At 72.4% G+C, this 24911-nt stretch carries 20 protein-coding genes; 7 read left to right on the top strand and 13 right to left on the bottom strand.

The features are described 5' to 3' along the window. Positions 1 to 57 precede the first annotated feature (57 nt). Together NYZ98_RS04260 and NYZ98_RS04255 are read right to left on the bottom strand one after the other, a co-directional pair. Complete coding sequence (locus tag NYZ98_RS04260; protein WP_262841135.1) at positions 58 to 708, bottom strand: response regulator; 651 nt, start codon at positions 706 to 708, stop codon at positions 58 to 60. Next, on the bottom strand, positions 705 to 2000 hold the full coding sequence (locus NYZ98_RS04255; protein ID WP_262841134.1) for a sensor histidine kinase: 1296 nt from the start codon (positions 1998 to 2000) through the stop codon (positions 705 to 707). The genes NYZ98_RS04260 and NYZ98_RS04255 overlap by 4 nt, the downstream gene beginning before the upstream one ends. Positions 2001 to 2177: 177 nt before the next feature. Between NYZ98_RS04255 and lon the strand changes: the two genes are divergently transcribed. The 3 genes from lon (at position 2178) to NYZ98_RS04240 (ending at position 7420) form a co-directional block, all read left to right on the top strand. Next, positions 2178 to 4553, top strand: coding sequence for an endopeptidase La (gene lon / locus NYZ98_RS04250; protein ID WP_262841133.1), 2376 nt, complete (start codon positions 2178 to 2180; stop codon positions 4551 to 4553). A 95-nt stretch (positions 4554 to 4648) separates the two neighbouring features. Further along, the gene (locus NYZ98_RS04245; RefSeq protein ID WP_262841132.1) at positions 4649 to 5791 is read left to right on the top strand and encodes a Fic family protein; all 1143 of its coding nucleotides are present in this window, start codon (positions 4649 to 4651) and stop codon (positions 5789 to 5791) included. A gap of 81 nt (positions 5792 to 5872) precedes the next feature. Next, on the top strand, positions 5873 to 7420 hold the full coding sequence (locus NYZ98_RS04240) for an AMP-binding protein (protein WP_262841131.1): 1548 nt from the start codon (positions 5873 to 5875) through the stop codon (positions 7418 to 7420). On the opposite strand, the gene NYZ98_RS04235 is transcribed toward NYZ98_RS04240, so the two are convergent. Then, positions 7363 to 8331 carry a M12 family metallopeptidase gene (locus NYZ98_RS04235; RefSeq protein ID WP_262841130.1) on the bottom strand — a complete coding sequence of 323 codons (969 nt, stop codon included), beginning with the start codon at positions 8329 to 8331 and terminating at the stop codon, positions 7363 to 7365. The genes NYZ98_RS04240 and NYZ98_RS04235 overlap by 58 nt on opposite strands. Positions 8332 to 8775: 444 nt before the next feature. Here NYZ98_RS04235 and NYZ98_RS04230 point away from each other — a divergent pair, with 444 nt between their 5' ends. After that, positions 8776 to 10110 carry a S1C family serine protease gene (locus NYZ98_RS04230; protein WP_262841129.1) on the top strand — a complete coding sequence of 445 codons (1335 nt, stop codon included), beginning with the start codon at positions 8776 to 8778 and terminating at the stop codon, positions 10108 to 10110. Between the two features lie 106 nt (positions 10111 to 10216). On the opposite strand, the gene NYZ98_RS04225 is transcribed toward NYZ98_RS04230, so the two are convergent. The 8 genes from NYZ98_RS04225 to NYZ98_RS04190 all read right to left on the bottom strand — a co-directional run bounded on the left by NYZ98_RS04225 (position 10217) and on the right by NYZ98_RS04190 (position 18786). Then, a complete protein-coding gene (locus NYZ98_RS04225) occupies positions 10217 to 10954 on the bottom strand; it encodes an ABC transporter permease (RefSeq protein WP_262841128.1) in 738 nt (245 codons plus the stop codon). Positions 10955 to 11081: 127 nt separating this feature from the next. Next, on the bottom strand, positions 11082 to 11984 hold the full coding sequence (locus tag NYZ98_RS04220) for an ABC transporter ATP-binding protein (RefSeq protein WP_262841127.1): 903 nt from the start codon (positions 11982 to 11984) through the stop codon (positions 11082 to 11084). Positions 11985 to 12043: 59 nt separating this feature from the next. Beyond that, positions 12044 to 12400 (bottom strand): transcriptional regulator, encoded by a 357-nt coding sequence (locus NYZ98_RS04215; protein WP_262841126.1) that lies wholly within the window; start codon positions 12398 to 12400, stop codon positions 12044 to 12046. Continuing rightward, a complete protein-coding gene (locus tag NYZ98_RS04210; RefSeq protein ID WP_262841125.1) occupies positions 12397 to 13041 on the bottom strand; it encodes a hypothetical protein in 645 nt (214 codons plus the stop codon). Before NYZ98_RS04210 ends, NYZ98_RS04215 begins: the two co-directional genes overlap by 4 nt. A 149-nt stretch (positions 13042 to 13190) precedes the next feature. Continuing rightward, entirely contained in the window at positions 13191 to 14915 is a 1725-nt protein-coding gene (cydC, locus tag NYZ98_RS04205; protein ID WP_262841124.1) for a thiol reductant ABC exporter subunit CydC, read from the bottom strand. Then, positions 14912 to 16738 (bottom strand): thiol reductant ABC exporter subunit CydD, encoded by a 1827-nt coding sequence (gene cydD / locus NYZ98_RS04200; RefSeq protein WP_262841123.1) that lies wholly within the window; start codon positions 16736 to 16738, stop codon positions 14912 to 14914. Before cydD ends, cydC begins: the two co-directional genes overlap by 4 nt. Positions 16739 to 16745: 7 nt before the next feature. Then, the gene (locus NYZ98_RS04195; RefSeq protein ID WP_262841122.1) at positions 16746 to 17549 is read right to left on the bottom strand and encodes a cytochrome d ubiquinol oxidase subunit II; all 804 of its coding nucleotides are present in this window, start codon (positions 17547 to 17549) and stop codon (positions 16746 to 16748) included. Between the two features lie 52 nt (positions 17550 to 17601). Next, positions 17602 to 18786 (bottom strand): cytochrome ubiquinol oxidase subunit I, encoded by a 1185-nt coding sequence (locus tag NYZ98_RS04190; protein ID WP_262841121.1) that lies wholly within the window; start codon positions 18784 to 18786, stop codon positions 17602 to 17604. 123 nt (positions 18787 to 18909) lie between these two features. Between NYZ98_RS04190 and NYZ98_RS04185 the strand changes: the two genes are divergently transcribed. Continuing rightward, the gene (locus NYZ98_RS04185; RefSeq protein WP_262841120.1) at positions 18910 to 19239 is read left to right on the top strand and encodes a PadR family transcriptional regulator; all 330 of its coding nucleotides are present in this window, start codon (positions 18910 to 18912) and stop codon (positions 19237 to 19239) included. 106 nt (positions 19240 to 19345) lie between these two features. Here NYZ98_RS04185 and NYZ98_RS04180 read toward each other — a convergent pair whose 3' ends face one another. Both NYZ98_RS04180 and NYZ98_RS04175 read right to left on the bottom strand, forming a co-directional pair. Further along, positions 19346 to 20062, bottom strand: a complete 717-nt coding sequence (locus NYZ98_RS04180) for a permease prefix domain 1-containing protein (protein WP_262841119.1) — start codon at positions 20060 to 20062, stop codon at positions 19346 to 19348. A gap of 139 nt (positions 20063 to 20201) precedes the next feature. After that, positions 20202 to 21665 (bottom strand): pentapeptide repeat-containing protein, encoded by a 1464-nt coding sequence (locus NYZ98_RS04175; RefSeq protein ID WP_262841118.1) that lies wholly within the window; start codon positions 21663 to 21665, stop codon positions 20202 to 20204. 219 nt (positions 21666 to 21884) lie between these two features. On the opposite strand from NYZ98_RS04175, the gene NYZ98_RS04170 reads away from it, so the two are divergent. Further along, on the top strand, positions 21885 to 24284 hold the full coding sequence (locus NYZ98_RS04170) for an ExeM/NucH family extracellular endonuclease (protein ID WP_262841117.1): 2400 nt from the start codon (positions 21885 to 21887) through the stop codon (positions 24282 to 24284). Between the two features lie 173 nt (positions 24285 to 24457). After that, positions 24458 to 24856 carry a thioredoxin gene (trxA, locus tag NYZ98_RS04165; protein WP_262841116.1) on the top strand — a complete coding sequence of 133 codons (399 nt, stop codon included), beginning with the start codon at positions 24458 to 24460 and terminating at the stop codon, positions 24854 to 24856. The last annotated feature ends 55 nt before the right edge of the window (positions 24857 to 24911 follow it).

Below are 24911 nucleotides of genomic sequence, written 5' to 3'. Positions count from 1 at the left end.
TAATCCGCGTCACGTCCTGGAGTGGTCCTGGCGGTCACCCCAGGGGGTGACCGGTGGTCATTCGGGGCGTACCAGGCCGGTCTCGTAGGCGTACACGATGGCCTGGGCGCGGTCGCGGAGGCCGAGCTTGGCCAGGACCCGGCCGACGTGGGTCTTGACCGTCTGCTCGGACAGGACGAGGTGGACGGCGATCTCGCCGTTGGACAGCCCCTGCGCGATGAGGGCCAGCACCTCGGTCTCGCGTTCGGTGAGCTGCGCCAGGCGCTTCACCGTGGGGGCGCGGGGCCCACCGAGCCGGGCGAACTCGGAGATCAGCCGCCTGGTCACCGAGGGCGCCAGCAGGGCGTCCCCGGCCGCGACGACCCTGACCGCCTCGACGAGCCGCTGGGCGGAGGCGTCCTTGAGCAGGAAGCCGCTGGCCCCGGCGCGCAGCGCCTCGTACACGTAGTCGTCCAGGTCGAAGGTCGTCAGGATGAGGATCTTGGTGGGGGTGCCGGCCAGGATGAGGCGGGTGGCCTCAAGGCCGTCCATCACGGGCATGCGGACGTCCATGAGCACCACGTCCGGCTTCAGCAGCGCCGCCTGGCCGACCGCGTCCCGGCCGTCGACGGCCTCCCCGACGACCTGGATGTCGGGCTGCGTGCTCAGGAAGGCGGTGAAGCCCGTGCGCACCATGCCCTGGTCGTCGGCGATCAGGACACGGATCATCGTTCCTCCATGGGGGGAAGGGGGGACGCGAGGGGAAGGGCGGCCGTCACCGTGAAACCGCCGTCCGGCCCCGGCGCGGCGTCGAGAGTACCGCCAAGGAGCACGGCCCGCTCGCGCATGCCGATGATCCCCTGCCCCCCGCCGGTCGCGGGGCCCTCAGCCGGGAGGGCCGCCGCGCGCGGGCGGGGACCGTTGGCGACGCGCAGGCGCAGCTCGGTGGCGGTGCGGGTGATCTCGACGGTCACCGACGACCCCGGGGCGTGGCGCATGGCGTTGCTCAGCGACTCCTGCACGATGCGGTAGGCCGACAGCCCGGCGGCCGCCGGCGCGTCGAGCGGGCCCTCCACGCGCACCGACACGGCCAGCCCTCCGGCGCGGGCGTTGCCGGCCAGGTCCGCCACCTGGGCGAGCCCCGGCTGGGGTGCGGTCTCGCGGCGGCCGTCGTCGCCGCGCAGCGCCCCGAGCACCTGGCGCATCTCCGCCAGCGCCGCGAGCGACAGGACGCGGATCCCGGCGAGGCCCTCCTCCAGCCGGCCGGGGTCGCCCGCCGCCTGGAGCGGGGTGGCCTCGGCCTGGATGGCGATCACCGACATGTGGTGGGCCACCACGTCGTGCAGCTCGCGGGCGATGCGCGCCCGTTCCTCCAGCAGCGCCCGCGCGGCCCGCTGCTCCTCGCCGTGCCGTTCCTCCTCGGCCAGGCGGGTGGTCGCCCGGCGCCGCGCGCTGACGTTGTAGCCGAACAGGACGACGATCGTGACCAGGATCGAGGCCATGAACATCGAGTTCGGGTGGATGATCCAGGCGCCGAGCACCGTCACGGCCCACACGCCGATCGTGGTGTCGCGGCCGGAGCGCACCGACACCGAATAGGCGCACAGCAGGTACGTGGTCACCTCGGTGACCACGTACGGGAGGGTGCCGCCGGGGTTGAGCGCGGCGCCCGCGAGGACCGACAGCGCCGAGAGGCGCCACGCCGCGAGGGGCCACCGGTCGCGCAGCGCCACGGGCAGGGAGTAGGCGGCGGCCAGCACGTAGAGCACCGGCTGGTCACCGGCGAAGCGCGACGCCTCGGCCTCGGTCAGCAGGTAGGACAGGCCGGTCCCGTACAGGATCCACGCGAGGAGCACGTCGGCGGCGGCGACCAGGTCCACGGAGCGGAACGGCAGGAACGCGGGCGTGCGCGGGCGCAGGCGCGGCGACCTCGGGAACGGCGGATCGGCCGTGCCGGTCACCACCGCCGACGTCAGAGGGCGCGCCAGCCCTTGGAGGACGGCCCCGGCACGGGAGGTCACCGGTCCACATTACGAGTCCTTGACCTGCCCCGCGTCGTACCGGAGAGGGATCTTCCACGGTCATACCCGAGAGTGCGATTACAGAATTACGATCGCTGGCAGCGAACAAGCGCAGACTTGGGAACAATCCTGGGCTCTCATTAATTGAGTCGGTGTAACTCAACCTTTGGAGTCCGCATGAGTGAGAGCTTGATCCTGCCGGTTCTGCCGCTCGACGACGAGGTCGTCCTCCCCGGCATGGTCGTGCCCCTCGACCTGTCGGACAGCGAGGTGCGCGCGGCCATCGACGCCGCCAGGGCGTCCACCAAGCAGAGCAAGCCCCAGGTCCTCCTTGTTCCACGCATCGACGGCAAGTACGGGGCGGTGGGGGTGTCGGCCGTCGTCGAACAGGTCGGCAGGCTCCCCGGCGGCGAACCCGCGGCCGTCCTGCGCGCGGTCGAGCGCGTGCGCATCGGCTCCGGCACCACCGGCCCCGGCGCCGCCCTGTGGGTCGAGTCGACGCGCATGGAGGTCGTCCCGGCGGGCGAGCGCGCCGAGGAGCCGGCCAAGGAGTACAAGGCCCTGGCCACCACGATCATGCAGAAGCGCGGCGCCTGGCAGATCGTCGACGCGATCAACCAGATCGAGGACGCCTCGGAGCTGGCCGACAGCTCCGGGTACGCGCCCTGGCTGACCACGGCCCAGAAGTTCGAGCTCCTGGAGAACCCCGACCCGGCGGAGCGGCTGGCCCTGCTGGTCGACTGGGCGCGCGAGCACCTCGCCGAGCTGGACGTCGCCGAGACCATCCGCAAGGACGTCCAGGAGGGCATGGAGAAGCAGCAGCGCGAGTTCCTGCTCCGCCAGCAGCTCGCCGCCGTGCGCAAGGAGCTGGCCGAGCTGAACGGCGAGGCCGCCTCCGAGGAGCAGGACTACCGCGCCCGCGTGGAGGCGGCCGACCTGCCGGAGAAGGTCCGCGAGGCCGCGCTCAAGGAGGTCGACAAGCTGGAGCGCACCTCCGACCAGTCGCCCGAGAGCGGCTGGATCCGCACCTGGCTGGACACCGTCCTGGACATCCCCTGGAACGAGCGCACCGAGGACTCCTACGACATCTCGGCCGCGCGGGCCGTCCTGGACGCCGACCACACCGGCCTGGACGACGTCAAGGACCGCATCATCGAGTACCTCGCGGTGCGCAAGCGCCGCGCCGACCAGGGGCTCGGCGTGGTCGGCGGGCGCCGCAGCGGCGCCGTGCTGGCGCTGGCCGGCCCTCCCGGGGTGGGCAAGACCTCGCTCGGCGAGTCGGTCGCCCGCGCCATGGGCCGCAAGTTCGTCCGCGTCGCCCTCGGCGGCGTCCGCGACGAGGCGGAGATCCGCGGCCACCGGCGCACCTACGTCGGCGCGCTCCCGGGCCGCGTCGTGCGCGCCATCCGCGAGGCGGGCAGCATGAACCCCGTCGTCCTGCTGGACGAGGTCGACAAGGTGGGCGCCGACTACCGGGGCGACCCGACGGCGGCGCTGCTGGAGGTCCTCGACCCCGCGCAGAACCACACCTTCCGCGACCACTACCTGGAGGTGGAGCTCGACCTGTCGGACGTGCTCTTCCTGGCGACCGCCAACGTCCTGGAGGCCGTCCCGAGCCCGCTGCTCGACCGCATGGAGATCGTGACGCTCGACGGCTACACCGAGGACGAGAAGGTCGCCATCGCCCGCGACCACCTGCTGCCGCGCCAGCTCGACAAGGCCGGCCTGACCTCCGAGGAGGTCACGGTGGAGGAGGAGGCGCTGCGCAGGCTCGCCGGGGAGTACACCCGGGAGGCCGGCGTGCGCTCGCTGGAGCGGTCGATCGCGCGGGTGCTCCGCAAGGTCACCGCCAAGGCGGCCCTGGACCAGGCCGCGCTCCCCGTGCACGTCGGGGCGGGCGACCTGGTCGGCTACCTCGGCCGGCCGAGGAACGTCCCCGAGTCCTCGCTGCCCGAGTCCGCGCAGCGCACGGCGGTCGCGGGCGTGGCCACCGGCCTGGCGGTCACCGGCGCGGGCGGCGACGTCCTGTACGTCGAGGCGTCGCTGGCCGACCCGGAGACCGGCTCCACCGCCGTCACGCTCACCGGCCAGCTCGGCGACGTGATGAAGGAGTCGGCGCAGATCGCGCTGTCCTACCTGCGCTCGCGCGGCGCGGAGCTGGAGCTGCCGGTCGGGTCGCTCAAGGACCGGTCCGTGCACATCCACGTCCCCGCGGGCGCGATCCCGAAGGACGGCCCGTCGGCGGGCGTCACGATGACCACCGCCCTGGCCTCGCTGCTGTCCGGCCGCCCGGTGCGGTCCGACGTGGCGATGACCGGCGAGGTCTCGCTCACCGGGCGGGTGCTGCCGATCGGCGGGGTCAAGCAGAAGCTACTCGCCGCCCACCGGGCCGGCATCACCACGGTGCTCATCCCGGCGCGCAACGAGCCCGACCTGGACGACGTGCCCGAGGCGGTGCGCGCCGAGCTGACCGTCCACACCGTCAGCGACGTGCGCGAGGTGCTCGCGATCGCGCTCACCCCGGCGACGGTGGTGGAGACCGCGGCCGTCTGACCAGGCGATACCGGGGCACATGCCCGGTAGCCGACAATAATGGACGAATCATCAAGTCGCTTGACTGGATGATTCGTCCATGCTGTTATGGGCCCATGCTCTATGGAACCCCTGCGCTGGAACCGGCCGACCAGGCCGTGCTCGGCGAGATCGAGGACATGCGGCGCGACCTGAAATACCGCCTCGCCGAACCGCACCGCTGGGACGGCCAGCTCAGGCGCCAGCTCCAGGCGCGGGCGATCCAGGGCTCCAACTCGATCGAGGGCTACCTCGCCAGCGTGGAGGACATCGAGTCGATCATGGTGGGGGAGGAGCCGCTGGAGGCGTCGGCGGCGGTCAGCCGCGAGATCGCCGGATACCAGCAGGCGCTCACCTACATCCGGCACCTGTCGACCGCCCGGGGCTACCGATTCGACGCCGGTGTGCTCAACGCGCTGAACTTCATGATGATCGGCCACCACGGCGACAAGAACCCCGGCACGGTGCGGCCCGGCGGCATCTACGTCCGCAACTCCGCGACCGGCGAGGTCGTGTACGAGGGCCCCGACGCCGAGGACGTGCCGGGCCTGCTCGACGAGCTGGTCGCCTGGCTCAACACCGGCGACCTCGGCGTCCCGGCCTACGTCCGGGCCGCCATGGCCCATCTCAACCTGGTGAAGATCCACCCGTGGCGCGACGGCAACGGGCGGATGTCCCGGGCGTTGCAGACGCTGGTGCTGGGCCGGGACCAGATCACCACGCCGGAGTTCTCCTCCATCGAGGAATGGCTCGGCGAGGGGCGCACCACCTACGAGTACTACGACGTGCTGGGCGAGGTCGGCGGACGGCGATGGGGGCCGCACGAGGGGACGCTGCCCTGGGTGCGGTTCTGCCTGCGGGCGCATCACATGCAGGCCCAGCGGGTGCGCCGGCGCCTCGCCGAGGCGGGGGAGGTGTGGCTGCTGCTCGAGGAGCAGGTCGACAAGGAGCGGCTGCACCCGAGGTGCGTCTCGGCGCTCTACCAGGTCTTCGTGAGCAGGCGCCTGCGGCGGTCCACCTACCAGGCGGACGAGTCGCTGAGCCAGGGCCAGGCCGCGCGCGACCTGCGCGAGCTCGCCGCCCGCGACTGGCTCACCCCCTACGGCGAGACCAAGGGCCGTTTCTACGCCCCCGGCCCTCGGATGGAACGGGTGAAGAACGACTTCGCCTCCCGCTTCACCCCCCTCCACGACCCCTACCGCCCCGCCGCCACCGTCTGACACCCTGCCCGCGTCGGACTCCTGGTGGCCAGGGAGATCGATCCTTTTCACGGGCATGCTTACCGAGTACCGTTCGGTTTTATGCATCCGGGAGTAGTCGCAGCGCGGACGCCCGACAAGCCGGCCGTGATCATGGCCGGTTCCGGGCGTGTGGTCACCTATCGCGAGCTGGACGAGGAGTCCAACCGCCTGGCCCGGCTGTTCCGGGCCTCGGGGCTGCGGCCGGGCGACCACATCGCCTTCATGCTGGAGAACCATCCGCTGTTCCTGGTGGTCGCGTGGGCGGCGCACCGCTCCGGGCTGTACTACACGGCGATCAGCTCCCGCCTCAAGTCGGAGGAGCTCGCCTACATCGTCGGCAACTGCGAGGCCCAGGTCTTCATCTCCTCGGCCGCGCTCGCCGAGGTCGCCACCTCGATCACCGAGCGGACCCCGGGGGTCCGGCTCAGGCTGATGCTCGACGGGGTGGCCCCGGGCTTCGAGTCCTACGAGGCGGCCGTCGCCGCGCACCCCGCGACGCCCGTCGAGGACGAGAGCCAGGGGGCGGACATGCTCTACTCCTCCGGCACGACGGGACGGCCGAAGGGCGTCAAGACCAGGATCGGCCATGTGCCGCTGGACACCCCGGGCGCGCTGCTGCAGCTCGTCCAGTTCCTGTTCGCGCCCACGGCCGACTCGGTGTACCTGTCCCCGGCCCCGCTGTACCACGCCGCGCCGCTGCGGTACTGCATGACCTTCCAGCGGGTCGGCGCGACGATCGTGGTGATGGAGCGGTTCGACCCCGAACAGGCGCTGGCGCTGATCGAGAAGTACCGCGTCACCCACTCGCAGTGGGTGCCGACGATGTTCATCAAGATGCTCAAGCTCCCCGAGGCCGTGCGGAACAAGTACGACCTGTCCTCGCTGACCTGCGCGATCCACGCCGCCGCGCCCTGCCCGGTCCCGGTCAAGGAGCAGATGATCGCCTGGTGGGGGCCGATCGTGCACGAGTACTACGCGGGCACCGAAGGCAACGGCTTCCTGTACGTCGGCTCGGCGGACTGGCTCGCCCACAAGGGCACCGTGGGCCGTCCGCTGCTCGGCGTCGCCCGCGTGTGCGACGAGAACGGGGACGAGCTCCCGGCCGGGGAGCAGGGCACGATCTACTTCTCCGACGGCCCGAGGTTCGAGTACCACGGCGACCCGGAGAAGACCCGGGCGTCCCAGGACCCGCAGGGGCGGGGCTGGACCACGCTCGGCGACATCGGCCACCTGGACGGGGACGGCTTCCTGTACCTCACGGACCGCCGCTCGTACATGATCATCTCAGGTGGGGTGAACGTCTACCCGCAGGAGGCGGAGAACGTCCTGTCGGTGCATCCGAAGGTCGCCGACGTGGCGGTCTTCGGGGTCCCGGACGAGGAGATGGGCGAGGCGGTCAAGGCCGTCGTCCAGCCCGCCGACCCGGCCGGGGCCGGTCCCGCGCTGGAGGCCGAGCTGATCGCGTACTGCCGGGACCACCTGGCCGCCTACAAGTGCCCGAAGTCGGTCGACTTCCGCGACGAGCTGCCCCGGCATCCCACGGGGAAGCTCTACAAGCGGCTGCTCAAGGACGAGTACTGGCCAGCGGGTGGTTCGGGGCAGCCGTAAAGGGCGCGGACGGCCGCCAGGTCGGCCGGGCTGAAACCGATTCTCTGCCCGATCGGCACGGCCAGCGCCGGCACGAGGGTGTCCTTCCCGTTGCTGCTGAAGAAAGCACGCCCGTACAGCATCACCGAGCCGTAGTCCAGGGTCCCGAAAAGGCGGTTCTGGGTGCCCGGGAGTTTACGGAACTGGGGTTCGTACCCTTTCAGCACATTCTCCAGATGAACCGTGAGCGCGGCGTCCCGGTCGGAACGCGAATGCTCGTGGTAGAACCCGATCGAGTGCAGGAGTTCGTGAATGACGATGCCCTTCCGCTCGCACCCCCGCCCGATCGAGAGCTCCTGCGGCTCGCCGCCCACCCGGCCCACGTATGAGTAACAGCCGTCGCCCGCGACGATTTGGACGAAGGCGGCCTCGGCGGCCCGGGGGACGAAACGCACACAGGTCTGGTCCTGGAAGTCCTTCATCGCCGCGGTGATGGCGTCGCGGGCCTTGACCGGCAGGTCGGGGGACAGGACATAGGGCACCCTGCCGCCCGGCCACAGGGCCTCGGCCCGGGTCGTCGCCGTGCTCGCCCCCGCGCGGCGGCAGTCACCCGGACGCGCGGGACCGCCGGGATCGTCCCGGACCCGCAGGCCGGTGGCGGGCGCCGGGATGTCGGTGACCTCAGGGAATATCCCCGGCAGCTGGATCCGCCCGGACGCCGCCTCACCCGCCGTCCCGATGACGATGTCACCCTCCGTCACGGCATGCCCGTCGATCTCGACGTACCCGATCGTATGTTGATGTCCGGAAATGTCCGAGGTGGTGATGGAAAGCGGCGGACGATCGCTCTGCTGCCGCCACAGATAGTCGAACGGGTCCCCTTCGGCGCCCGGCGCGGTGCCCATCACCAGCCCGACGAGTGTGACCGACAATAGGGCGATATGTCTCATATGAATACCCCCGAAAATGCCCGTAACGAGTGAATCGGCTGTTTATAGTGAGACGTACCCGGATGTTCAGTAGGCATTCGGAAATGACCGTTACATGACGCGAGTTACGTCTGTCCGGGCTCGTACGATCTACGGGGGTTCGGCGGATCGGTTTTTATCCGCATTTTAGGTGTCATGTGCTGGTGGGGGATCGCGGCCGGTGCCTGCGGGGATAGGCTCGTCCGGGGCTCGGCGTGCCGGACGGAGCGTGCGGTCCCATGGAGCCGCTACCGGTTCCGCGGCCCGCCCGACCGGCCGTCGCGGGCATTCAGCAAACGTCCAGTCAGGGCTTAGGCAGTTCTTATCGCCTGTTTGTCATCATTGATTTACCGGTCCGAAGCCGGCCGTCGCGAAAAGGCGACGAGTGCGGATGACCCTGGGGGAGAGATGAGCACCGAAGACCCGCGTGAGCAGACGATGAGGAACACCACTCCGGCCGAGGAGCCGGATTCGCGGGGATGGACCCAGTTCGGCCGGACCCCGCCCCAGCCGGGCGCCTACCAGCAGCGCTGGAGCGCCCCCGCGGAGTTCGCCGGGGACACCGCGACGATGGCCGTGCCCGCCGGCACGGCGCCCGTGTGGTGGACGACCGGCCGCAAGGCGGTGGCCGGCCTCGCCCTGGCGGCCGTGGCGGTGGGAGGCGGTGTGGCGGGGGCCTTCGTCGCGACCGCAGCCGTCGGCGACCGCACCGTGATCTCCAGCCCCATCGTCAGGCCCGCCTCCAACGCCAGCGCCTCGACGGTGGCCGACGTGGCGCGGGCCGTGCAGCCGTCGGTGGTCTCCATCACGGTGAGCAGCGGAGCGGGCCAGGCCGAGGGCTCGGGAGTGGTCCTGTCCGACGACGGCCTGATCCTGACCAACAACCACGTCGTGGCCGGTGTCGGCGCGGGCGCCAAGGTCCAGGTGAAGTTCAGCGACGGCAAGAGCGCCTCGGCCGCCATCGTCGGCACCGACCCCGCCACCGACCTCGCGGTCGTCCGGGCGGAGGGCGTGTCCGGGCTGACCAAGGCGACGCTCGGCGACAGCGACAAGCTCCGCGTGGGCGACGCGGTGCTCGCCATCGGCAGCCCCCTCGGGCTGGAGGGCTCGGTGACCGCCGGCATCGTGAGCGCGCTCGACCGCACGCTCACCGTCGGCGGGGAGCCCCAGCAGCAGCAACAGCAGCAGGTGCCCCCCGGCTGGGGCCGCGGCGGCCTCGGGGAGGGCGGGCCGGCCCAGGAGCAGCAGAGCCCAGGGACGACGATCGGCGGCGCCATCCAGACCGACGCCGCCATCAACCCCGGCAACTCCGGCGGCGCCCTCGTGGACGCGTCCGGCCAGGTCGTCGGCATCAACAGCGCCATCGCGACCAACGGCGGCGACGGCAACATCGGCGTCGGGTTCGCCATCCCCATCAACACCGCGCACCAGGTCGCCGACCAGCTCATCACCTCCGGCAAGGCCACCCACGCCTTCCTCGGGGTCAACCTGGCCGACGCCACCGGCGACGCCCAGGGCGCGGTCATCGGCTCGGTGCAGCAGGACAGCCCGGCCGACAAGGCGGGCCTCAAGGCGGCCGACGTGATCACCCAGATCGACGGGAAGCCCGTCGCCGGGGCCGACACGGTGGTGGGCGCCATTCGCGGGTACAAACCAGGCACGAAGGTCACCCTGACCTACGTCCGCAACGGCTCTACCTCGACGGTCACCGTCACCCTGACGGAGAAGACGACCACGAGCTGAGCGTTCAGAGCTGGATTTGCCGCCGGGATCGCTGCGGACCCGGCGGCACGTCCACATCCGGCCCCGGGCCCGGCCTCACGGCCTGCGTCCCGGGGCCGCTGAGGTCTCAGGCGAACCTGCGGCCCTCGTCCCTGCGGTACGCCCACACCGCGAACGCCCCGGTCACGACGGTCCACACCGCGAGCATGACCAGCGAGGTCACCTGCGGGGTGAAGCCCGTCGTGGCCGCCCAGACCAGCTCGACCGCGCCCCGGGTCGGCAGGTACGGGGCGATGGCCTCGATGAAGGCGGGGGTGGACCCAGGAGGCGTGATCAGGCCGCCGCCGAACGCGAGCGGGAAGAACGTGATCTGCGCGACGGCGATGGCCGCCTTGGAGGGCAGCGAGTACCCGATGAGCAGGCCGAGGAAGGTGAACGGGACCGCGCCGGCGAACAGCGCGGCGAATCCCAGCAGCAGCCCGAGCGGGGTGGTGGTCGCCTCGGTGAGCAGCACCGCGATCAGCAGGACGGGCAGCAGCGCCAGGCCCATGAGCGCGAGGCCGGTCACCAGCCGCCCCGCGAACCTCGGCACCGGCCCGGCGGGCAGCGTGCGCAGGTAGGGGTCCCACGGCTGCGCCCGGTCCTCCGAGACGCCGACGCCATAGGTGAACAGGCAGCTCGACATCACCGCGAAGGTCATCATCGACCCCGTCGCGTACGTCGAGGCGCCCGGGTCGTCGCCGGCGAACGGGACGACGAAGAACAGCATCGAGGCCGACGGGAAGAAGATGTTGCCGATCATCGCGACGGGGACGCGGATGGTCTCCAGAAGCTGGTACTTCACGTGGGTGAGGACGTGTGACATCGATTCTCCGTGAGGGGATCTGGATCCGGGGCGTGCGGAAGGGAACCGGCCGCCGGTCCGCGGCGGTGGGAAGGGAACCGGCCGCCGGTTCGCGGCGGTGGCGAGGGGACGGCGCCTGGCGGCGGGGTCAGGCCGCCGTGCCGACGGCGGCGGCGCCGGGGTCGGCCGCGGTGATCGCCAGGAAGGCCTCTTCCAGGGTGGTGGGCCTGATCTCCAGGCCGGAGAACGGCACGCCCGCCAGGACGAGCTCGCGGACCAGCAGGTCGGCGTCGGCGGTCAGCAGGTGGGTGCGCTCCTCCTCGCGCTCGACGCCGAGCACGCCGGGCAGCTCGGGCAGGTGCGCGGCGGTCAGGCTGACACGGCGGACACCGACCATGCCGCGCACCGCCTCCAGCGTGTCGTCGGCGAGCGTCCTGCCGTGGCCGAGTACGACCACCCGCTCGGCCAGCGCCTCGATCTCCTCCAGGTAGTGGCTGGTCAGCAGCACCGCGCCGCCGCCCGCGTGGTAGTCGCGGATGCCGTCCCACAGCGCGCGGCGGGCCTCGACGTCCAGGCCGGTGGTCGGCTCGTCCAGCAGCACCAGCCGGGGGTTGCCCGCGAACGCCAGGGCCACCGCGATGCGCCTCTTCTGCCCGCCCGACAGGCCCCCGATCTGCCGGTCGCGAAGACCGGACAGGCCGAAGCGGTCGAGGAGTTCGTCCCGGCCGGCCGGCGCGGGGAAGTGCGCGGCCACGAAGTCGACGCATTCGCGCACCCGCAGCGTCGAGGGCAGCCCGGTGTCCTGCGGCGTCATGCCGAGCTCGCGGCGGCGGGCCGGGTCGCGGGGCGTGCCGCCGAACAGGCGCACGGTCCCCGAGGTGGGCCGCCGCAGCCCGGCGAGCAGGTTGACCAGGGTGGACTTGCCCGCGCCGTTCGGGCCGAGCAGGCCGATCAGTTCTCCGGCGCGGATGTCCAGGGAGGTCGTGTCGAGCGCCACCACGTCGCCGTACCGGCGGGTGACCTCGATCGCCTGGGCGAGTGTCTCAGTCATGAGAGATGACCTTTTCCTTCCGGTTGTGCACCGGACGTCAGTGGAGGTACGGGCGCCGGTCAGGCGCCGGGATCCGAGGGGTCGGGGGAGGCGGGGGGCCGGGCGCCCGCCGTGTCGAGCAGCGCCCTGATCGCGACCATGTAGTCGTCGAAGGCCAGCCGGCCGCGCCGGGTGAGGGCCACGTAGGTCACCGGGGTCCGTCCCCGATGGGTCTTGGAGATCTCGACGTACTCCGCGGCCTCCAGCTTGCTGAGGTGGACCGACAGGTTGCCCGCGGTCATGCCGAGGATGTCCTTGAGCCCCGGGAAGCTGATCTGGTCGCCCTCCCTGAGCGTCGACAGCGCGGTGACCACCCGCAGGCGGGCCTGGGCGTGGATCACCGGGTCCAGCTCAGGGAGCCCGCCGGCCGCGGTCACGCCGTCCTCTGCCGGAGGCGCAGCACCAGGCCGATGACGATGAACCCCCCGCCCACGCCGGCCGCCACCAGCAGCGCGTGCCAGCCCGGCCCGGCGGCGACGCCGATCATGTTCATCGCGCTGATCCAGACGCCGATGAGGAACATCAAGGGCTGGTTCCAGACCGCCGCCCCGGCCATGAACAGGATGCTCACCACCAGGATCGACAGGCAGGACCACAGCAGCCCCGCCTGGGCGGGCGGGAGCATGCCGGAGAAGTGGCCGCCGATGACGCCCTGCGCGAAGAAGGCGAAGAACCACGTCAGGCCGTACATGGTCCCCCGCGCCTGCGAGGGGCCGCGCACCTGGGTGCCCTGGCGGATCCCGGCGTACATCGTCACCGCCAGGGCCAGCGCCAGCGCCACCAGCAGGATCATCAGGGCCTGGCCGCCGGAGATCGGCGCGTACGCCCGGCCCGACAGGCCGTAGTGCAGGAAGTACGCGCCGAAGCCGATGACCCAGGCCACCCCCCAGGTGCCGTAGAACAGCAGGGGGTCGCCCCCGAGGAACCGCGCCGTCTCGGCCCGCTGGGTCGCGATGAGCCGGAGCGTCTCCTCCGGGCTCAGCGCCCTGTCGTCCTCGTCGTCGCCGGGGGGCACCATGTGACGTCTCCTTGGTCGGGTTGGCTCTTAAACTGGTTTGAACTATAAACCAGAGTGGTTTGAACTGTAAACCTCAGAGCGACGCCGATTCAGGAGATGGTCAGGACCTCGGACACCTCAGGCGATGGTCAGGGCTTCGGACCCCCGCCTCAGGCGGTCGTCAGGGCCTCGGACTCCCACAGGTCGCGGTAGTAGCCGGGCGCGGCCACCAGCTCGTCGTGGTGCCCGCGCTGCGTCACCTTCCCGCCCTCCAGGACGATGATCTCGTCGACGCCTTCGAGGCCGTGCAGCCGGTGGGTGACCAGCAGCGTCGTCCGGCCGTGCGTGACGTCCAGCAGGTCGGCCATCAGGGCGTCCGCCGTGGTCCCGTCCAGCGACTCGGCCGGCTCGTCCAGCAGCAGCACCTCGGGGTCGTACAGGAGCGCGCGGGCCAGGGCGAGCCGCTGGAGCTGCCCGCCGGAGACCGTGCGCCCGTCCTCGCCCAGGGGCGTGTCCCACCCGGTACGCCCGGCCCAGGCGTCCAGGCGCGCCCGGCGCAGGGCATCGGCCAGCTCCTCCTCGCCGGCCTCGGGACCGGCCAGCCGCAGGTTGTCGCGCAGGGAGGCCTGGAAGACGTACGGGTCCTGCGTCAGGCCGGTGATCCTGGCGCGCACGTCGTCGGGGGACAGGTCGCGGGCGCTGACGTCGTTGACCAGGATGTCCCCGGACTCGAACCCCGTGGTGCGCATGAGCGCGGACAGCAGGGTGCTCTTGCCCGCCCCGCTCGGTCCCACCACGGCCACCCGCCTGCCGGGCGTCAGGGTGAGCGACACCCCGTCGAGCGCCGGTGGCCTGGCCGGGTCGTGCCGCACCACCAGGTCGTCCACCCGGACGGTCAGCGGCCCGGCCGGCGGCGCGGCGGGCGCCGCGGGCTCGGCGACGGCGGGCGGCGTCGCGCGGATCTCCCGAAGCCGGCGCAGCGCCGCCATGACCCCGGCCAGGCGCTCGCCCGCGGCGGCCAGCGGCAGCACGGGCTCGAACGACACCAGCGCCGTCAGCGCCAGGACGGCGGTCGCCACCTGGCCGGTGCCGGCACGCTGGGCGACGAGCACGATGGCCGCGACGGTGAGGCCCTGGACGAGCGTCCCGAGCGCGAGGGCGGCGGCGTTGGCCCTGGCCTGGCGGCGCTCCAGCGCCGCGAGCCTCGCGTCGGCCTCGGCCGCGGCGTCCAGTGCCCGCTCACCGGCACCGTAGGCGGCCAGGTCGGCGGCACCGTGCACCAGGTCGGCGACCCGGGCGGCGAGGTCGGCGCGCGCGGGGGCCAGCCGGGCCGACCACCGCCGCGCCGCCGTGGTGGCGACGGCGGGCAGCGCCAGGCCCGCCACCAGCAGCCCCGCCAGCAGGACGAGCGCCGCGGCGGGCAGCAGGAAGGCGCCCAGCGTCACGGCGGCCGCGGCGGTGACCGCGGCGGCGACGGCGGGCAGCAGGCACCGGACCAGCAGGTCCTGCACGGCGTCGGTGTCGTCCACCATCCGGCTGAGCAGGTCGGCCCCGCGGTGGCCGAGCGGCCCCGCGGGGATGAGCGCCTCGTACATGCCCTCGCGCGTGGTGGCCTGGGCGCGCAGGGCCACGTCGTGGCCGGCCAGCCGCTCGCCGTAGCGGAACAGGCCCCGGCTGGTGGCGAAGGCCCGCACCGCGACGATGGCGACGCTCAGGGCGGCCAGCGGCGGCTGCTCGGCGGCCCGCGTGATCAGCCAGGCCGCCGCGGCGATCAGCCCGAGCCCGGCCAGCTCGGCGGCGGCCCCTGCCGCCATCGCGGCCACCAGCCGCCCGCCCGTGCGGGGGAGCGGCCTCCCGGCGCGGGCCCGTGCGATCCGGCCCTGCGGTGTGCTCATCGCGTGCGCTCCGCCCATGCGTCGGGGGCACCGGCGCCGGGAACCGGGGCCGGTGGGAGGGGGGCCGGGCGGGAGGCCGGCCGGTCGGAGACGATCCTCCCGGCGTCGACCCGGATCACCCGGTCGGCCAGTTCGATCATCGCGGGCCGGTGGGCGACGATCACGGCGGTCCGGCCCTCGGCGAGCGCCCTGGTGGCATCGACGATCGCCGCCTCGCTCCTGCCGTCCAGCCGCGCGGTCGGCTCGTCGAGCAGCAGCAGCTCGGCGTCCGGCCGGCAGAACGCCCGGGCCAGCGCGACGCGCTGCCGCTGTCCCGCCGACAGGTTCGCCCCGCGCTCGCCCACGACGGTCTCGTACCCCTCGGGCAGGTCGCGCACGAACTCGGCGGCCCGCGCGGCGCCGGCGGCGGCGCGCACGGCCTCGGGGGTGGCGTCCGAGCCGAGCCGGATGTTGGCGGCGACCGAGGTCGCGAACAGGTGGGGCCGCTGGGGCACGAACGCCAGCCGGCGGCGCCACAGGTCGAGGTCGAGTGTGCGCAGGTCGGTCCCGCCGACGAGGACCCGCCCCTCGGAGGGCGACACGAAGCCGAGCAGCAGGTGGAGCAGGGTGCTCTTGCCCGCGCCGCTCTCGCCCACCAGCGCCACCCGCTCGCCGGCCGCGACGACCAGCGACACGTCGTCGAGCGCGGCGTCCTCGCGGCCCGGGTAGCGGACGGTGACGTTCTCCAGCCGGATCTCCGGCACCCCCGCGCCGGCCTCCGCCGGCGGTGAGAGGGCCGCCACCGGGCCGTGGCCGGTCTCCGCCGTCTTCTCCGCGTCCGGGACGGGCGCGTCGCCGGAGGTGCCGGTCTCCGCCGTCTTCTCCGGGTCCGGGACGGGCGCGTCGCCGGAGGTGGCGTCATCCAGGACGGCGAAGGTCTGGTCGGCGGCGGCGACCCCCTCCATCGCCGCGTGGAACCTGGTGCCGACCGCGCGCAGCGGGATGTACGCCTCGGGGGCCAGCAGCAGGACCAGCAGGGCGGTGCGCAGGTCCAGCGAGCCGGACAGCAGCCGCAGCCCGACCGGCACGGCGACCAGGGCCAGGGACAGCGAGGCGACCAGCTCCAGGACCAGCGAGGACAGGAACGCCACCCGCAGGGTTCGCATGGTGGCCGCGCGGTGCGCGCCCGCGACCTGCTCGATCACCGTCGCCTGGTAGCGGGCCCGCCCGAACGCGCGGAGCGTCGGCAGGCCGCGTACGACGTCCAGGAAGTGGCCGCCGAGCCGCGACAGGGCGCGCCACTGCCGCTCGGTCACCATCTTGGTCTGCCAGCCGACCAGCGCCCCGAAGACCGGGATCAGCGGGAGCGTGAGCAGGACGATGACGGCGGTGCCGAGATCGGCGGCGAACAGCCGGACCAGCACCGCCAGGGGCACCACGCCCGCCACGGCCACCGCGGGAAGGTAGCCGGTGACGTAGGGGTCCAGGGCGTCCAGGCCCCGGCCGGCCAGGGTGACCAGCTCGCCCGAGCGGTGCGCGGTGAGCCGGGCGGGCCCGAGATCGCGCAGCCGGGCCAGCAGGCCGCGCCGCAGCACCGACTTCAGTGCCGAGGCCGTGCGCCCGGCGGCCACGCCCTGCAGGCCGCCGAGCAGCGCGCGCGCCATCACGACGGCCGCGAGCGGCAGCAGCGCCGAGGTCGCGAGGCCGCCCGACAGCACGCCGGACAGCAGCTCGGCCTGCGCCAGGACCAGCAGGCCGGCGAGCACGGCGGCCACCACGCATGTCAGCAGGTGGCCGCGGACCGTGAGCTCGGCCCGCGCCAGGCGCAGGAGATCCTTGTGCATGGGTTCCCTAGAAGAAGGACGGTATGCGGGCGGCGGCGGCGCCCGGCCGGTTCGGCCGGAACGTGCGCCATACCCATACTTGCGCGCCGACCATGATGGGTGTGACCGGAAGGATGATGACGCTCAGCACATTCAGCGTCGCCGGCGGCGCTACGTGGTCGAGCAGTGACGCGGCGGTGAAGATCAGCGCCGCGATCGCGGGCAGGGCCGCGACGGCGGCCGTGAACAGCAGGCGCCGTCCCGCGCGGCCGGACTCGGTGGGGCCCGACAGCCGCCACGCCGTGAAGGCGCGGCCGTGGAAGGCGAACGCGGCGGCGACCACCGCGCCGTACAGCAGGCCGATCAGGTCGAACGGGTTGCCGGGCAGGCCGCGCACGATGGACGCCAGGGCGGCGCCCCAGGTCAGGGCGAGCCCCCACGAGCCGGCGCACAGCAGCGCGTCCCAGGCCGCCCGCCAGGCGGGGCCGTCGATCCTGCGGCGGAACCACAGGGCGGCGTCGCGCAGGATCCACGACACCAGCAGGGCCACCACCAGGGGGTAGAGCCCGCTGAGCACCTTGCCCTCCAGGGCGGGGAAGGCGCCGAACAGCGTGCCCACGACGGCGACCAGCCAGACCTCGTTGGCCAGGACGAAGGGGGCCATCGCCCGCACCATGCGGTCGCGGTGGTCCTGCGCGGTGCCCGGCTCGCCGGCGCGCTCGCTGGCCCGGCTCAGCAAGGGGAGCAGCATGCCCACGCCGACGTCGAACCCTTCCAGGGCGAAGTAGCCGATCAGCAGCACGGCGAAGATCGCCAGCCAGATGGTCTCCATGGGAATGCTCCTCAGGGGGTCGGAGGGGTCACGTGGGCGGTCGGCGCGCCGGTCACAGGGCGAGCGCGGGGGCGGGGGCGGGCCCGGCGGATTCGACGGCGCCGAGGTCGACCCGCGCCGGGCCGCGCCGGATGGTCCTGGCGATCAGCACGTAGTCGATGAGGGCGAGCAGGCCGAGGACGCCGGCGAAGGCGAACAGGGAGAAGGTGACCATGCCCCGGGTCAGGCCGGGGGACATGGCGTCGGCCACGCTGAGCTTCCCGTACACCAGCCAGGGCTGGCGGCCGACCTCGCGCACGAGCCAGCCGAGGATCGCGGCCAGGAAGGGCAGCGGGGTCATGATCATGAGCAGCGGGTGGACCCACCGGAAGCGGGCGAGCAGGTTGCCGATCAGCAGGGGGAGCAGGACGAGCATCACGACGAACTGGGTCGTCTGGCCGATGGCGGTCATCAGCTCGACCGACAGCCCGGGGACGGCCCCTTTGAACTTGTCCGGTTGCAGGTTCCTGATGAAGCCGAACTGCGCGTACCCGAAACCGACCGCGAGCGTGGAGCCGACGAACCCCCACACCACGCCGGTGCGCAGCGACCGGCGGAAGAACTCCTGCTCGGGGGTCTTGCGGAACAACTGGTAGGCGCTGCCACCGATGATCACGAAGCTGCCCGCGAAGAGCCCGGCCCCGATGACGTGGGGGAAGGCCATGACCAGGCTGGGGTTGGACAGCAGCGCGCCGAAGTCGGTCAGGACCAGGTGGTCGCCCTGCCGGACGGCGCCCGCCGGGTTCTGCAGGAAGGAGTTGGCCACCATGATCCAGAAAGCGCTCGCGTAGGCGGTCAGGGTGACCAGCCAGATGCACATCAGGTGCAGCCACTTCGGCAGCCGGTTCCAGCCGAAGATCCACAGCCCGAGGAAGGTGGACTCCAGGAAGAACGCCACCAGCGTCTCGACCGCCAGCGGGGCCCCGAACACGTCACCGGCGAAGTGCGACAGGCCACTCCAGCTCATCCCGAACTGGAACTCCATCACCAGGCCGGTGAAGACGCCCAGCGCGTAGTTGATCACATATATCTGGCCCCAGAACCGGGTCATCCGCTCGAAGACCGGCTTGCCGCTGATGGCGTGGCGGGTCTGCATGATCGCTACGAGGGGGGCCAGACCCAGCGTGAGCACGACGAACAGGAAATGCAGGCACCCCGTCACCGCGAACTGCAGCCGGGCCAGGTCGAGCACGTCCATGGCTCCTCTTCCGTTGGTTCCATGCTTGGTTGTGGCAGCCTACATATGGCTTGGTTGTGACAGCCTACATATGAAACCGCACATGTAGACTGCCTACATGAAGATTGTGGATAGGCTTTTCCGGTGAACAACGACGCGCTCCGCGGCCACCTGGACGCCTTGCTGCTCTCCGTGCTGGAGCACCAGCCGCTCCACGGATACGCGATCATCGAGTCACTTCAGGAGCGCAGCGGAGGCGCGCTGAGCGTGCCGACCGGCACCGTCTACCCGGCGCTGCGCAGGCTGGAGCGCCTGGGGCATCTCACGAGCGAGTGGGCGACGGTGGGCGGCCGCAGGCGTCGCACCTACCGGCTCACCACCTCCGGCCACGCCGCCCTGGCCGGCGAGCGATCGGCCTGGCAGGAGTTCACGGTCGCCGTCGGCAGCGTCCTCACCCCCCGGCCGACACCCTGACAGAGCCCGGGTGACCTGGTCCGGGGTCGACCCGGCCGGGTGGCCGGGTCCGGAGTCCTCGGAAAGGGACGCGCGCGTCAGGGGGACGCGCGCGACCGCCCCGTGGTCAGCCGATGAGGCTACGCCCGGCCACCGGCACCGCCACCGGGGCGCCGCGGGAGGCGACCAGGCACCGTGTCGCGCTGTACAGCAGCCAGCCGACCACCAGGTAGCTGAGGGCGCACGCCGCCATCCCCGGGGGGTAGTCGTCGAAGCCCTTGAGGCCGGCCGCGCCACCGGCCGTCAGGGCGCAGGACACCCCGATGATCGTCGCCACCTGGATGAACACCATGATGCCGAGCGAGCGGGTGAGCAGTTTCGGCCGGTCGAGCTTGCGGAGCCCCCTGCTGAGGCCGACCAGGGCGAGGGCGCCGAACACGCCCATGGCGAACTGGAAGTAGTCCAGGAACTGCGCCATCGGGCCGAACCAGGCCGGCCGCAGCGCCTTGGCCTCCGGCGGGGCGTCGGGGAAGATCCTCCACACGCCCCACCAGATGATCGTCAGCAGCGGCACGGTCAGGAAGACCGAGATCGCCGTCCTGCGGCCCTGGTGGGCGGCCAGCTCCTCCTGGTAGCCCGGGGCGATCTCGCCGACCGTCCCGAACTCGGCGACCGCCATCCGCTCGGCCTCGTGGCGGGTCACGCCGTCGGCGAGGTAGGCGTCCGCGCAGTCGGCCAGGCTGTCGCGCGCCTCGGTCACCAGGTCATGCCTGGCCCGGCCCGGTCCGCGCAGCGCGCGGCCGAGCTCGGTCACGTAGTCGTCGATGACACCGGCGCCCGCCATTGTCTCCCCAGGTTCCCGCCTTGCTACGAGCAACTGGCCCTATCTTCCCGCCCCGGGGGACCGGTCAGGAATCCGGGGAATCCCTGAGGCGCCCCTGGGATGTGATCAGGGGGAATGGCGGGTGTGCGGCGGAGCGGCCTCAGCCGGCGGTCGGCGTGGGGGCGTGGACGGCGGGCAGGGGCTCCGAGGAGCCGCCGGCCGGGCGCTTCGGCTGGTGCGCGGCCGAGGGCCACAACACCGCCACGGCCGCCACGGCCGTCACCAGCGCCAGCCAGCCGAGCGTGCGCCCCATGCGCAGCCCGTACCCGCAGGCCAGCCAGTACGCCGACAGCGCCAGCCTGGCCCGCCGCCGGCCGCTCGCCAGGCGGCGCATCTCCATGGCACCGAAGGCGAAGTCGGCGGAGGTCCGCTTGTCGTCCACGGCCCGCCGCAGCCGCTCGTACAGCCCGGCCAGGCGCCCGGGGTCGAGCGGCTGGTCCGCCGCCGCCGACCAGCCCCGCCAGACGTGCTCGTCGGCCAGCACGCGGCGGCCGGTCCACCAGCGGACCGGGGGCCACCCGAGGCCGAAGCGCACCCCGCGCGGCGTGGCGGCGAAGACGCAACGCGACAGGGACAGCGCCTCCGGCCGCCTGAGCCGGCCCAGCCGGCAGGTGCTGAGGTCCACCCCGGACAGGGTGAGCGCGCCGGCGTCCAGCCGGTCCAGGGAGACCACGCGCACCCGCCCGGCGCGGCGGGTGACGGTCGCCGGCCCGGCAAGGACGGCCTCCCGCAGGTCGATGTCGGCGTCGGCCAGGCGCGCGGTGAAGCGCCCGGTGATCCGCGCCGCCCGCAGGTCGACCGGGCAGCCCGCCGTGTCCAGCTCCAGCGGCGCCGAGGCGTGGACGCCCGCGAGCGCCAGCCGGCGGCCGACGCGCACCTGCGTCAGGAAGGCGGCCTCGTGGAAGCGTGTCCCCTCGAACCCGGCCGTGCCCGCGAAGACGGCCTTGCGGTAGGACACCGCGCGGTGGAAACGCGCCCCCCGGAAGATCGCCTCGCCGTCGAACATCGTCCCGTCGAAGGCCGCGAACCCGTGGAACTCGGCCCCGAGGAACGAGGCGTCCCTGCCGAACCTGGCGTCGCCGAACAGCGCGTCGCTGCCGATGTGGACGTGGTCGAAGGCGCCGTGTCCCCGGACGCGCGCCTCGTGCATGGAGAACTGGTGGGCGAACCGGACGCCGCGGAAGGAGGCGTTGCGGGTGAAGCGCGCGCCGAAGAACGAGGCGAGAAGGTCGAACCGGGCGTGGTCGAAGCTCGCGTCCCCGGCGAAGACCACGCCGGCGAACCGGGCGGGCCCGGTGAAGGCCGCGCGGTCGAACCTCGCCCTGCCCAGGTGGCGCTCGGTCGCGTCCAGGACCCGGGCCAACAGCTCCTCGCCGATGGTCGTGCCGCGCAGGTCCACGCCCCGCCCGGGGGCCAGCTCGCCGAGCACCTCGTCCAACTCGGCCGGCGTGAGGTGCGCCATGCACCGGCCGTAGGGCCCGCGGGTGATCCCGGCGCACTCAGGGGAGGCGTCGCACGTCTTCCATCCGACGTCGAGGGGCAGGATCTTCAACGGGAGCGTCATGGGCCAAGTCATACCCAATGTCGGGTAACGGGTCGCCAAGTGGTGAGGGCGAGCTGACAGAGTGTGTCCGGCGAGAGCCGGTCGCCCCGGCTCCGCTAGATCAGAGGACGCCAAGTCTAGTCACCGCGGATAGACATGAAGTGTCAAGGTTCCCCCATTTCACCTTCTATCTAGTTCTAGTACGAGATCGCAGTGTTTCGCGGCCTTACGCTCCCGACCATGCGTGCTCTATCCCGGGCGCTCGCCGCCCTTGTGGCCGCCGGCGTCTCCATCACCGGCATCGCCGCCATCTCCTCGTCCCCGGCCTCCGCGGAACCGGGGACCGTCGTGATCAGCCAGGTCTACGGCGGAGGCGGCAACTCCGGCGCCCCGCTCACCAACGACTACGTGGAACTGTTCAACCGCAGCGCCTCGGAGGTCGCCCTCACCGGCTGGTCGGTCCAGTACACCAGCGCCACCGGCACCGGGAACTTCGCGGCCAACAAGGTCGACCTGTCGGGCTCGCTCGCCCCCGGGCAGTACCACCTGATCCAGCTCGCGGCCGGGACGACCCCGAGTGGCGCGCTGCCGGCGCCCGACACCACCGGCGGCCTCAACCTGAGCGGCACGGCCGGCAAGGTGGCCCTGGTGCGCTCGGCCGACGGCCTCGCGTGCAACGGCGGGTCCACGGCGTGCACGGCCGAGCAGCTCGCCCTGCTCGCCGACCTGGTGGGATACGGCACGGCGAACTTCTCCGAGGGCACGCCTGCACCGGCACTGACCAACGCCACGGCGGCGGTGCGCGGCGGCCACGGGTGCGCCGACACCGACGCCAACGCGGCGGACTTCACCGCCGAGGCCCCCGGGCCGCGCAACTCGGCCACCGCCGCCGCCCCCTGCGCGGGCACTCCGACGGACACCCCCACACCGACTCCCACCCCCACACCGACTCCCACCCCCACACCGACTCCCACCCCCACACCGACTCCCACCCCCACGCCCACCCCGACCCCGGCGCCCACGTGCGAGACCCCGGCGACCCACCAGATCGCCGAGGTCCAGGGGAGCGGTGAGACCAGCCCGCTGGCCGGTCAGGCCGTGCGCGTCGAGGGCGTGGTGACCGGCGACTACCAGGGCACCGGGCAGCTCGGAGGCTTCTACCTCCAAGACCCCACCCCCGACGCCGACCCGGCCACCTCCGACGCGGTGTTCGTGTTCTCCGCCAAGCCGGTCTCGCCCGGCGACCGCGTCCTGGTGAGCGGCACCGTCACCGAGTTCAGCGGCCTCACCGAGCTGTCCCCGGTCACCGCCGCCGACGTCTGCGGGACCGGCACCGTCAAGCCGGCGAAGGTGCGGCCCCCGCTGGCGGCGGGCGCGACCCTGGAGCCGCTGGAAGGCGTGCTCGTCACCTTCCCCGGGAAGCTCACCGTCTCTGAGGTGTTCAACCTCGGCCGCTTCGGCGAGCTCACCCTGTCCGCCAAGGGCCGGCTGTTCCAGGCGACCGACCGCCCGAACGTCGACCCCGCCCTGAACGCGCGGCGCCAGATCCTGCTCGACGACGCCTCCAACGTGCAGAACCCCCCGGCCCTGCCGTACCACTCGAACGGGACCAACACCGTCCGCGTCGGTGACGGGACCACCGGCCTGACCGGCGTGCTGACCTTCGGCTTCGGCGTCTACCGGGTCGAGCCGACCCAGCCGGTCGTCTTCACCCCCGACAACCCCCGGCCCGCCAAGCCCGCCAAGGTGGGCGGCGACGTCAAGGTGGCCAGCCTCAACACCCTCAACTGGTTCACCACGCTGAACTCCCGCGGCGCCAACACCGAAGAGGAGAAGCAGCGCCAGCTCACCAAGCTGGTGGCGACGCTCAAAGGGCTGAACCCCGACGTGGCCGGCCTCATGGAGGTCGAGAACAACGGCACCACGGCGCTGAACGCGCTGGTCGACGCGCTCAACGCCCAGGTCGGCGCGGGCACCTACAAGGGGATCGTCTCCCCGGTGCCGGGCACGGACGCGATCCAGGTCGCGGTGATCTACAAGCCGGCGGTGGTCAAGCCGGTGGGCGCCGCGCAGTCCTCCACCGACCCGGTGTTCCGCAGGCCCCCGCTGATCCAGGAGTTCAAGCGCGCCAAGGGCGCCGACGTGACGCCGTTCACCATGATCGTCAACCACTTCAAGTCCAAGGGCTGCGACGGCGCCACCGGGGCCGACCTGGACCAGGGCGACGGCCAGAGCTGCTTCAACGCCGAACGCGTGCGGCAGGCCCAGGCGGTGCTCGGGCTCGTCGACACGCTCAACCTGATCAACCCGGTCGTGCTCGGCGACCTCAACGCCTACGGCGAGGAGGACCCGATCCACACCCTTGAGGCGGGCAGGCTCGCCAGCGTGAGCAAGAAGTTCCTCGACAAGCCCGACCGCTACAGCTACGTCTTCGACGGGCTGTCCGGCGAGCTGGACCACGTCCTGGTCGGCAGGCACCTGCTCAAGCTGGTCACCGGCGCGACCATCTGGCACGTCAACGCCGACGAGGGCCGCTTCATGGACTACAACACCGAGTTCAACCCGCCGGACCTGTACTCCCCGGCCGCCTTCCGCTCCTCCGACCACGACCCCCTGCTGTTCGGCCTCGACCTGAAGTAGGTCCCGCCGCCTGTACCTTTCCGGGGCCGCCCGCCCCGTGGAGAGCCCCCGGCCCGGCCGGGGGCTCTCGCCTGGACCCGGTAGGGGTATCGTCCCGGGGGAGGTGAGGAATTCGCGCACCGGGTAGATGGTTATGCGATCGAAAACACGAGACACGAGACGAGGAATCACCAGTGGCGACCATCGCGGTGAACGAGACCAACTTCAACGAGATCGCCGACGAGGGGATCGTCCTCCTCGATTTCTGGGCCGCCTGGTGCGGGCCCTGCCGGACCTTCGGGCCGATCTTCGAGAAGGCGTCCCAGAAGCACGACGACATCACCTTCGGCAAGATCGACACCGAGGCCGAGCGGGGGCTGGCGGAGGGCTTCGACATCACCTCCATCCCGACGATCATGGCGATCCGCGACGGCATCGTGGTCTTCGCCCAGCCCGGCGCGCTCCCCGAGCCCGCCCTGGAGGACCTGATCAAGCAGGTCAGGGCGCTGGACATGGAGGCGATCCGCAAGGAGATCGCGGCCGACATCGACGCGGGAGCGGCCGCGGGCCCCGAAGACGGCCGCCGCCCCTGACCGCACGGCCAGACGGCCACCGTCCCTGACAGGACCGCACGGCGAGACGGCTTCC

This window comes from Sphaerisporangium corydalis (assembly GCF_025506355.1).
Taxonomy (GTDB): domain Bacteria; phylum Actinomycetota; class Actinomycetes; order Streptosporangiales; family Streptosporangiaceae; genus Sphaerisporangium; species Sphaerisporangium corydalis.
The sequence above is the reverse complement of the archived record's forward strand: the minus strand, read 5'-3'. Positions and strand labels throughout refer to the sequence as shown.

What these genes read in the sequence shown, in the direction of transcription:
- NYZ98_RS04170 (WP_262841117.1), top strand. Translation starts at nt 21,885, where the DNA reads ATGCGTGCTCTATCCCGGGCGCTCGCCGCCCTTGTGGCCGCCGGCGTC.
- NYZ98_RS04175 (WP_262841118.1), bottom strand. Translation starts at nt 21,665, where the DNA reads ATGACGCTCCCGTTGAAGATCCTGCCCCTCGACGTCGGATGGAAGACG.
- NYZ98_RS04240 (WP_262841131.1), top strand. Translation starts at nt 5,873, where the DNA reads ATGCATCCGGGAGTAGTCGCAGCGCGGACGCCCGACAAGCCGGCCGTG.
- NYZ98_RS04210 (WP_262841125.1), bottom strand. Translation starts at nt 13,041, where the DNA reads ATGGTGCCCCCCGGCGACGACGAGGACGACAGGGCGCTGAGCCCGGAG.
- NYZ98_RS04180 (WP_262841119.1), bottom strand. Translation starts at nt 20,062, where the DNA reads ATGGCGGGCGCCGGTGTCATCGACGACTACGTGACCGAGCTCGGCCGC.
- cydD (WP_262841123.1), bottom strand. Translation starts at nt 16,738, where the DNA reads ATGCACAAGGATCTCCTGCGCCTGGCGCGGGCCGAGCTCACGGTCCGC.
- NYZ98_RS04220 (WP_262841127.1), bottom strand. Translation starts at nt 11,984, where the DNA reads ATGACTGAGACACTCGCCCAGGCGATCGAGGTCACCCGCCGGTACGGC.
- NYZ98_RS04245 (WP_262841132.1), top strand. Translation starts at nt 4,649, where the DNA reads ATGCTCTATGGAACCCCTGCGCTGGAACCGGCCGACCAGGCCGTGCTC.
- NYZ98_RS04190 (WP_262841121.1), bottom strand. Translation starts at nt 18,786, where the DNA reads ATGGACGTGCTCGACCTGGCCCGGCTGCAGTTCGCGGTGACGGGGTGC.
- NYZ98_RS04230 (WP_262841129.1), top strand. Translation starts at nt 8,776, where the DNA reads ATGAGCACCGAAGACCCGCGTGAGCAGACGATGAGGAACACCACTCCG.
- lon (WP_262841133.1), top strand. Translation starts at nt 2,178, where the DNA reads ATGAGTGAGAGCTTGATCCTGCCGGTTCTGCCGCTCGACGACGAGGTC.
- NYZ98_RS04260 (WP_262841135.1), bottom strand. Translation starts at nt 708, where the DNA reads ATGATCCGTGTCCTGATCGCCGACGACCAGGGCATGGTGCGCACGGGC.
- cydC (WP_262841124.1), bottom strand. Translation starts at nt 14,915, where the DNA reads ATGAGCACACCGCAGGGCCGGATCGCACGGGCCCGCGCCGGGAGGCCG.
- NYZ98_RS04225 (WP_262841128.1), bottom strand. Translation starts at nt 10,954, where the DNA reads ATGTCACACGTCCTCACCCACGTGAAGTACCAGCTTCTGGAGACCATC.
- NYZ98_RS04195 (WP_262841122.1), bottom strand. Translation starts at nt 17,549, where the DNA reads ATGGAGACCATCTGGCTGGCGATCTTCGCCGTGCTGCTGATCGGCTAC.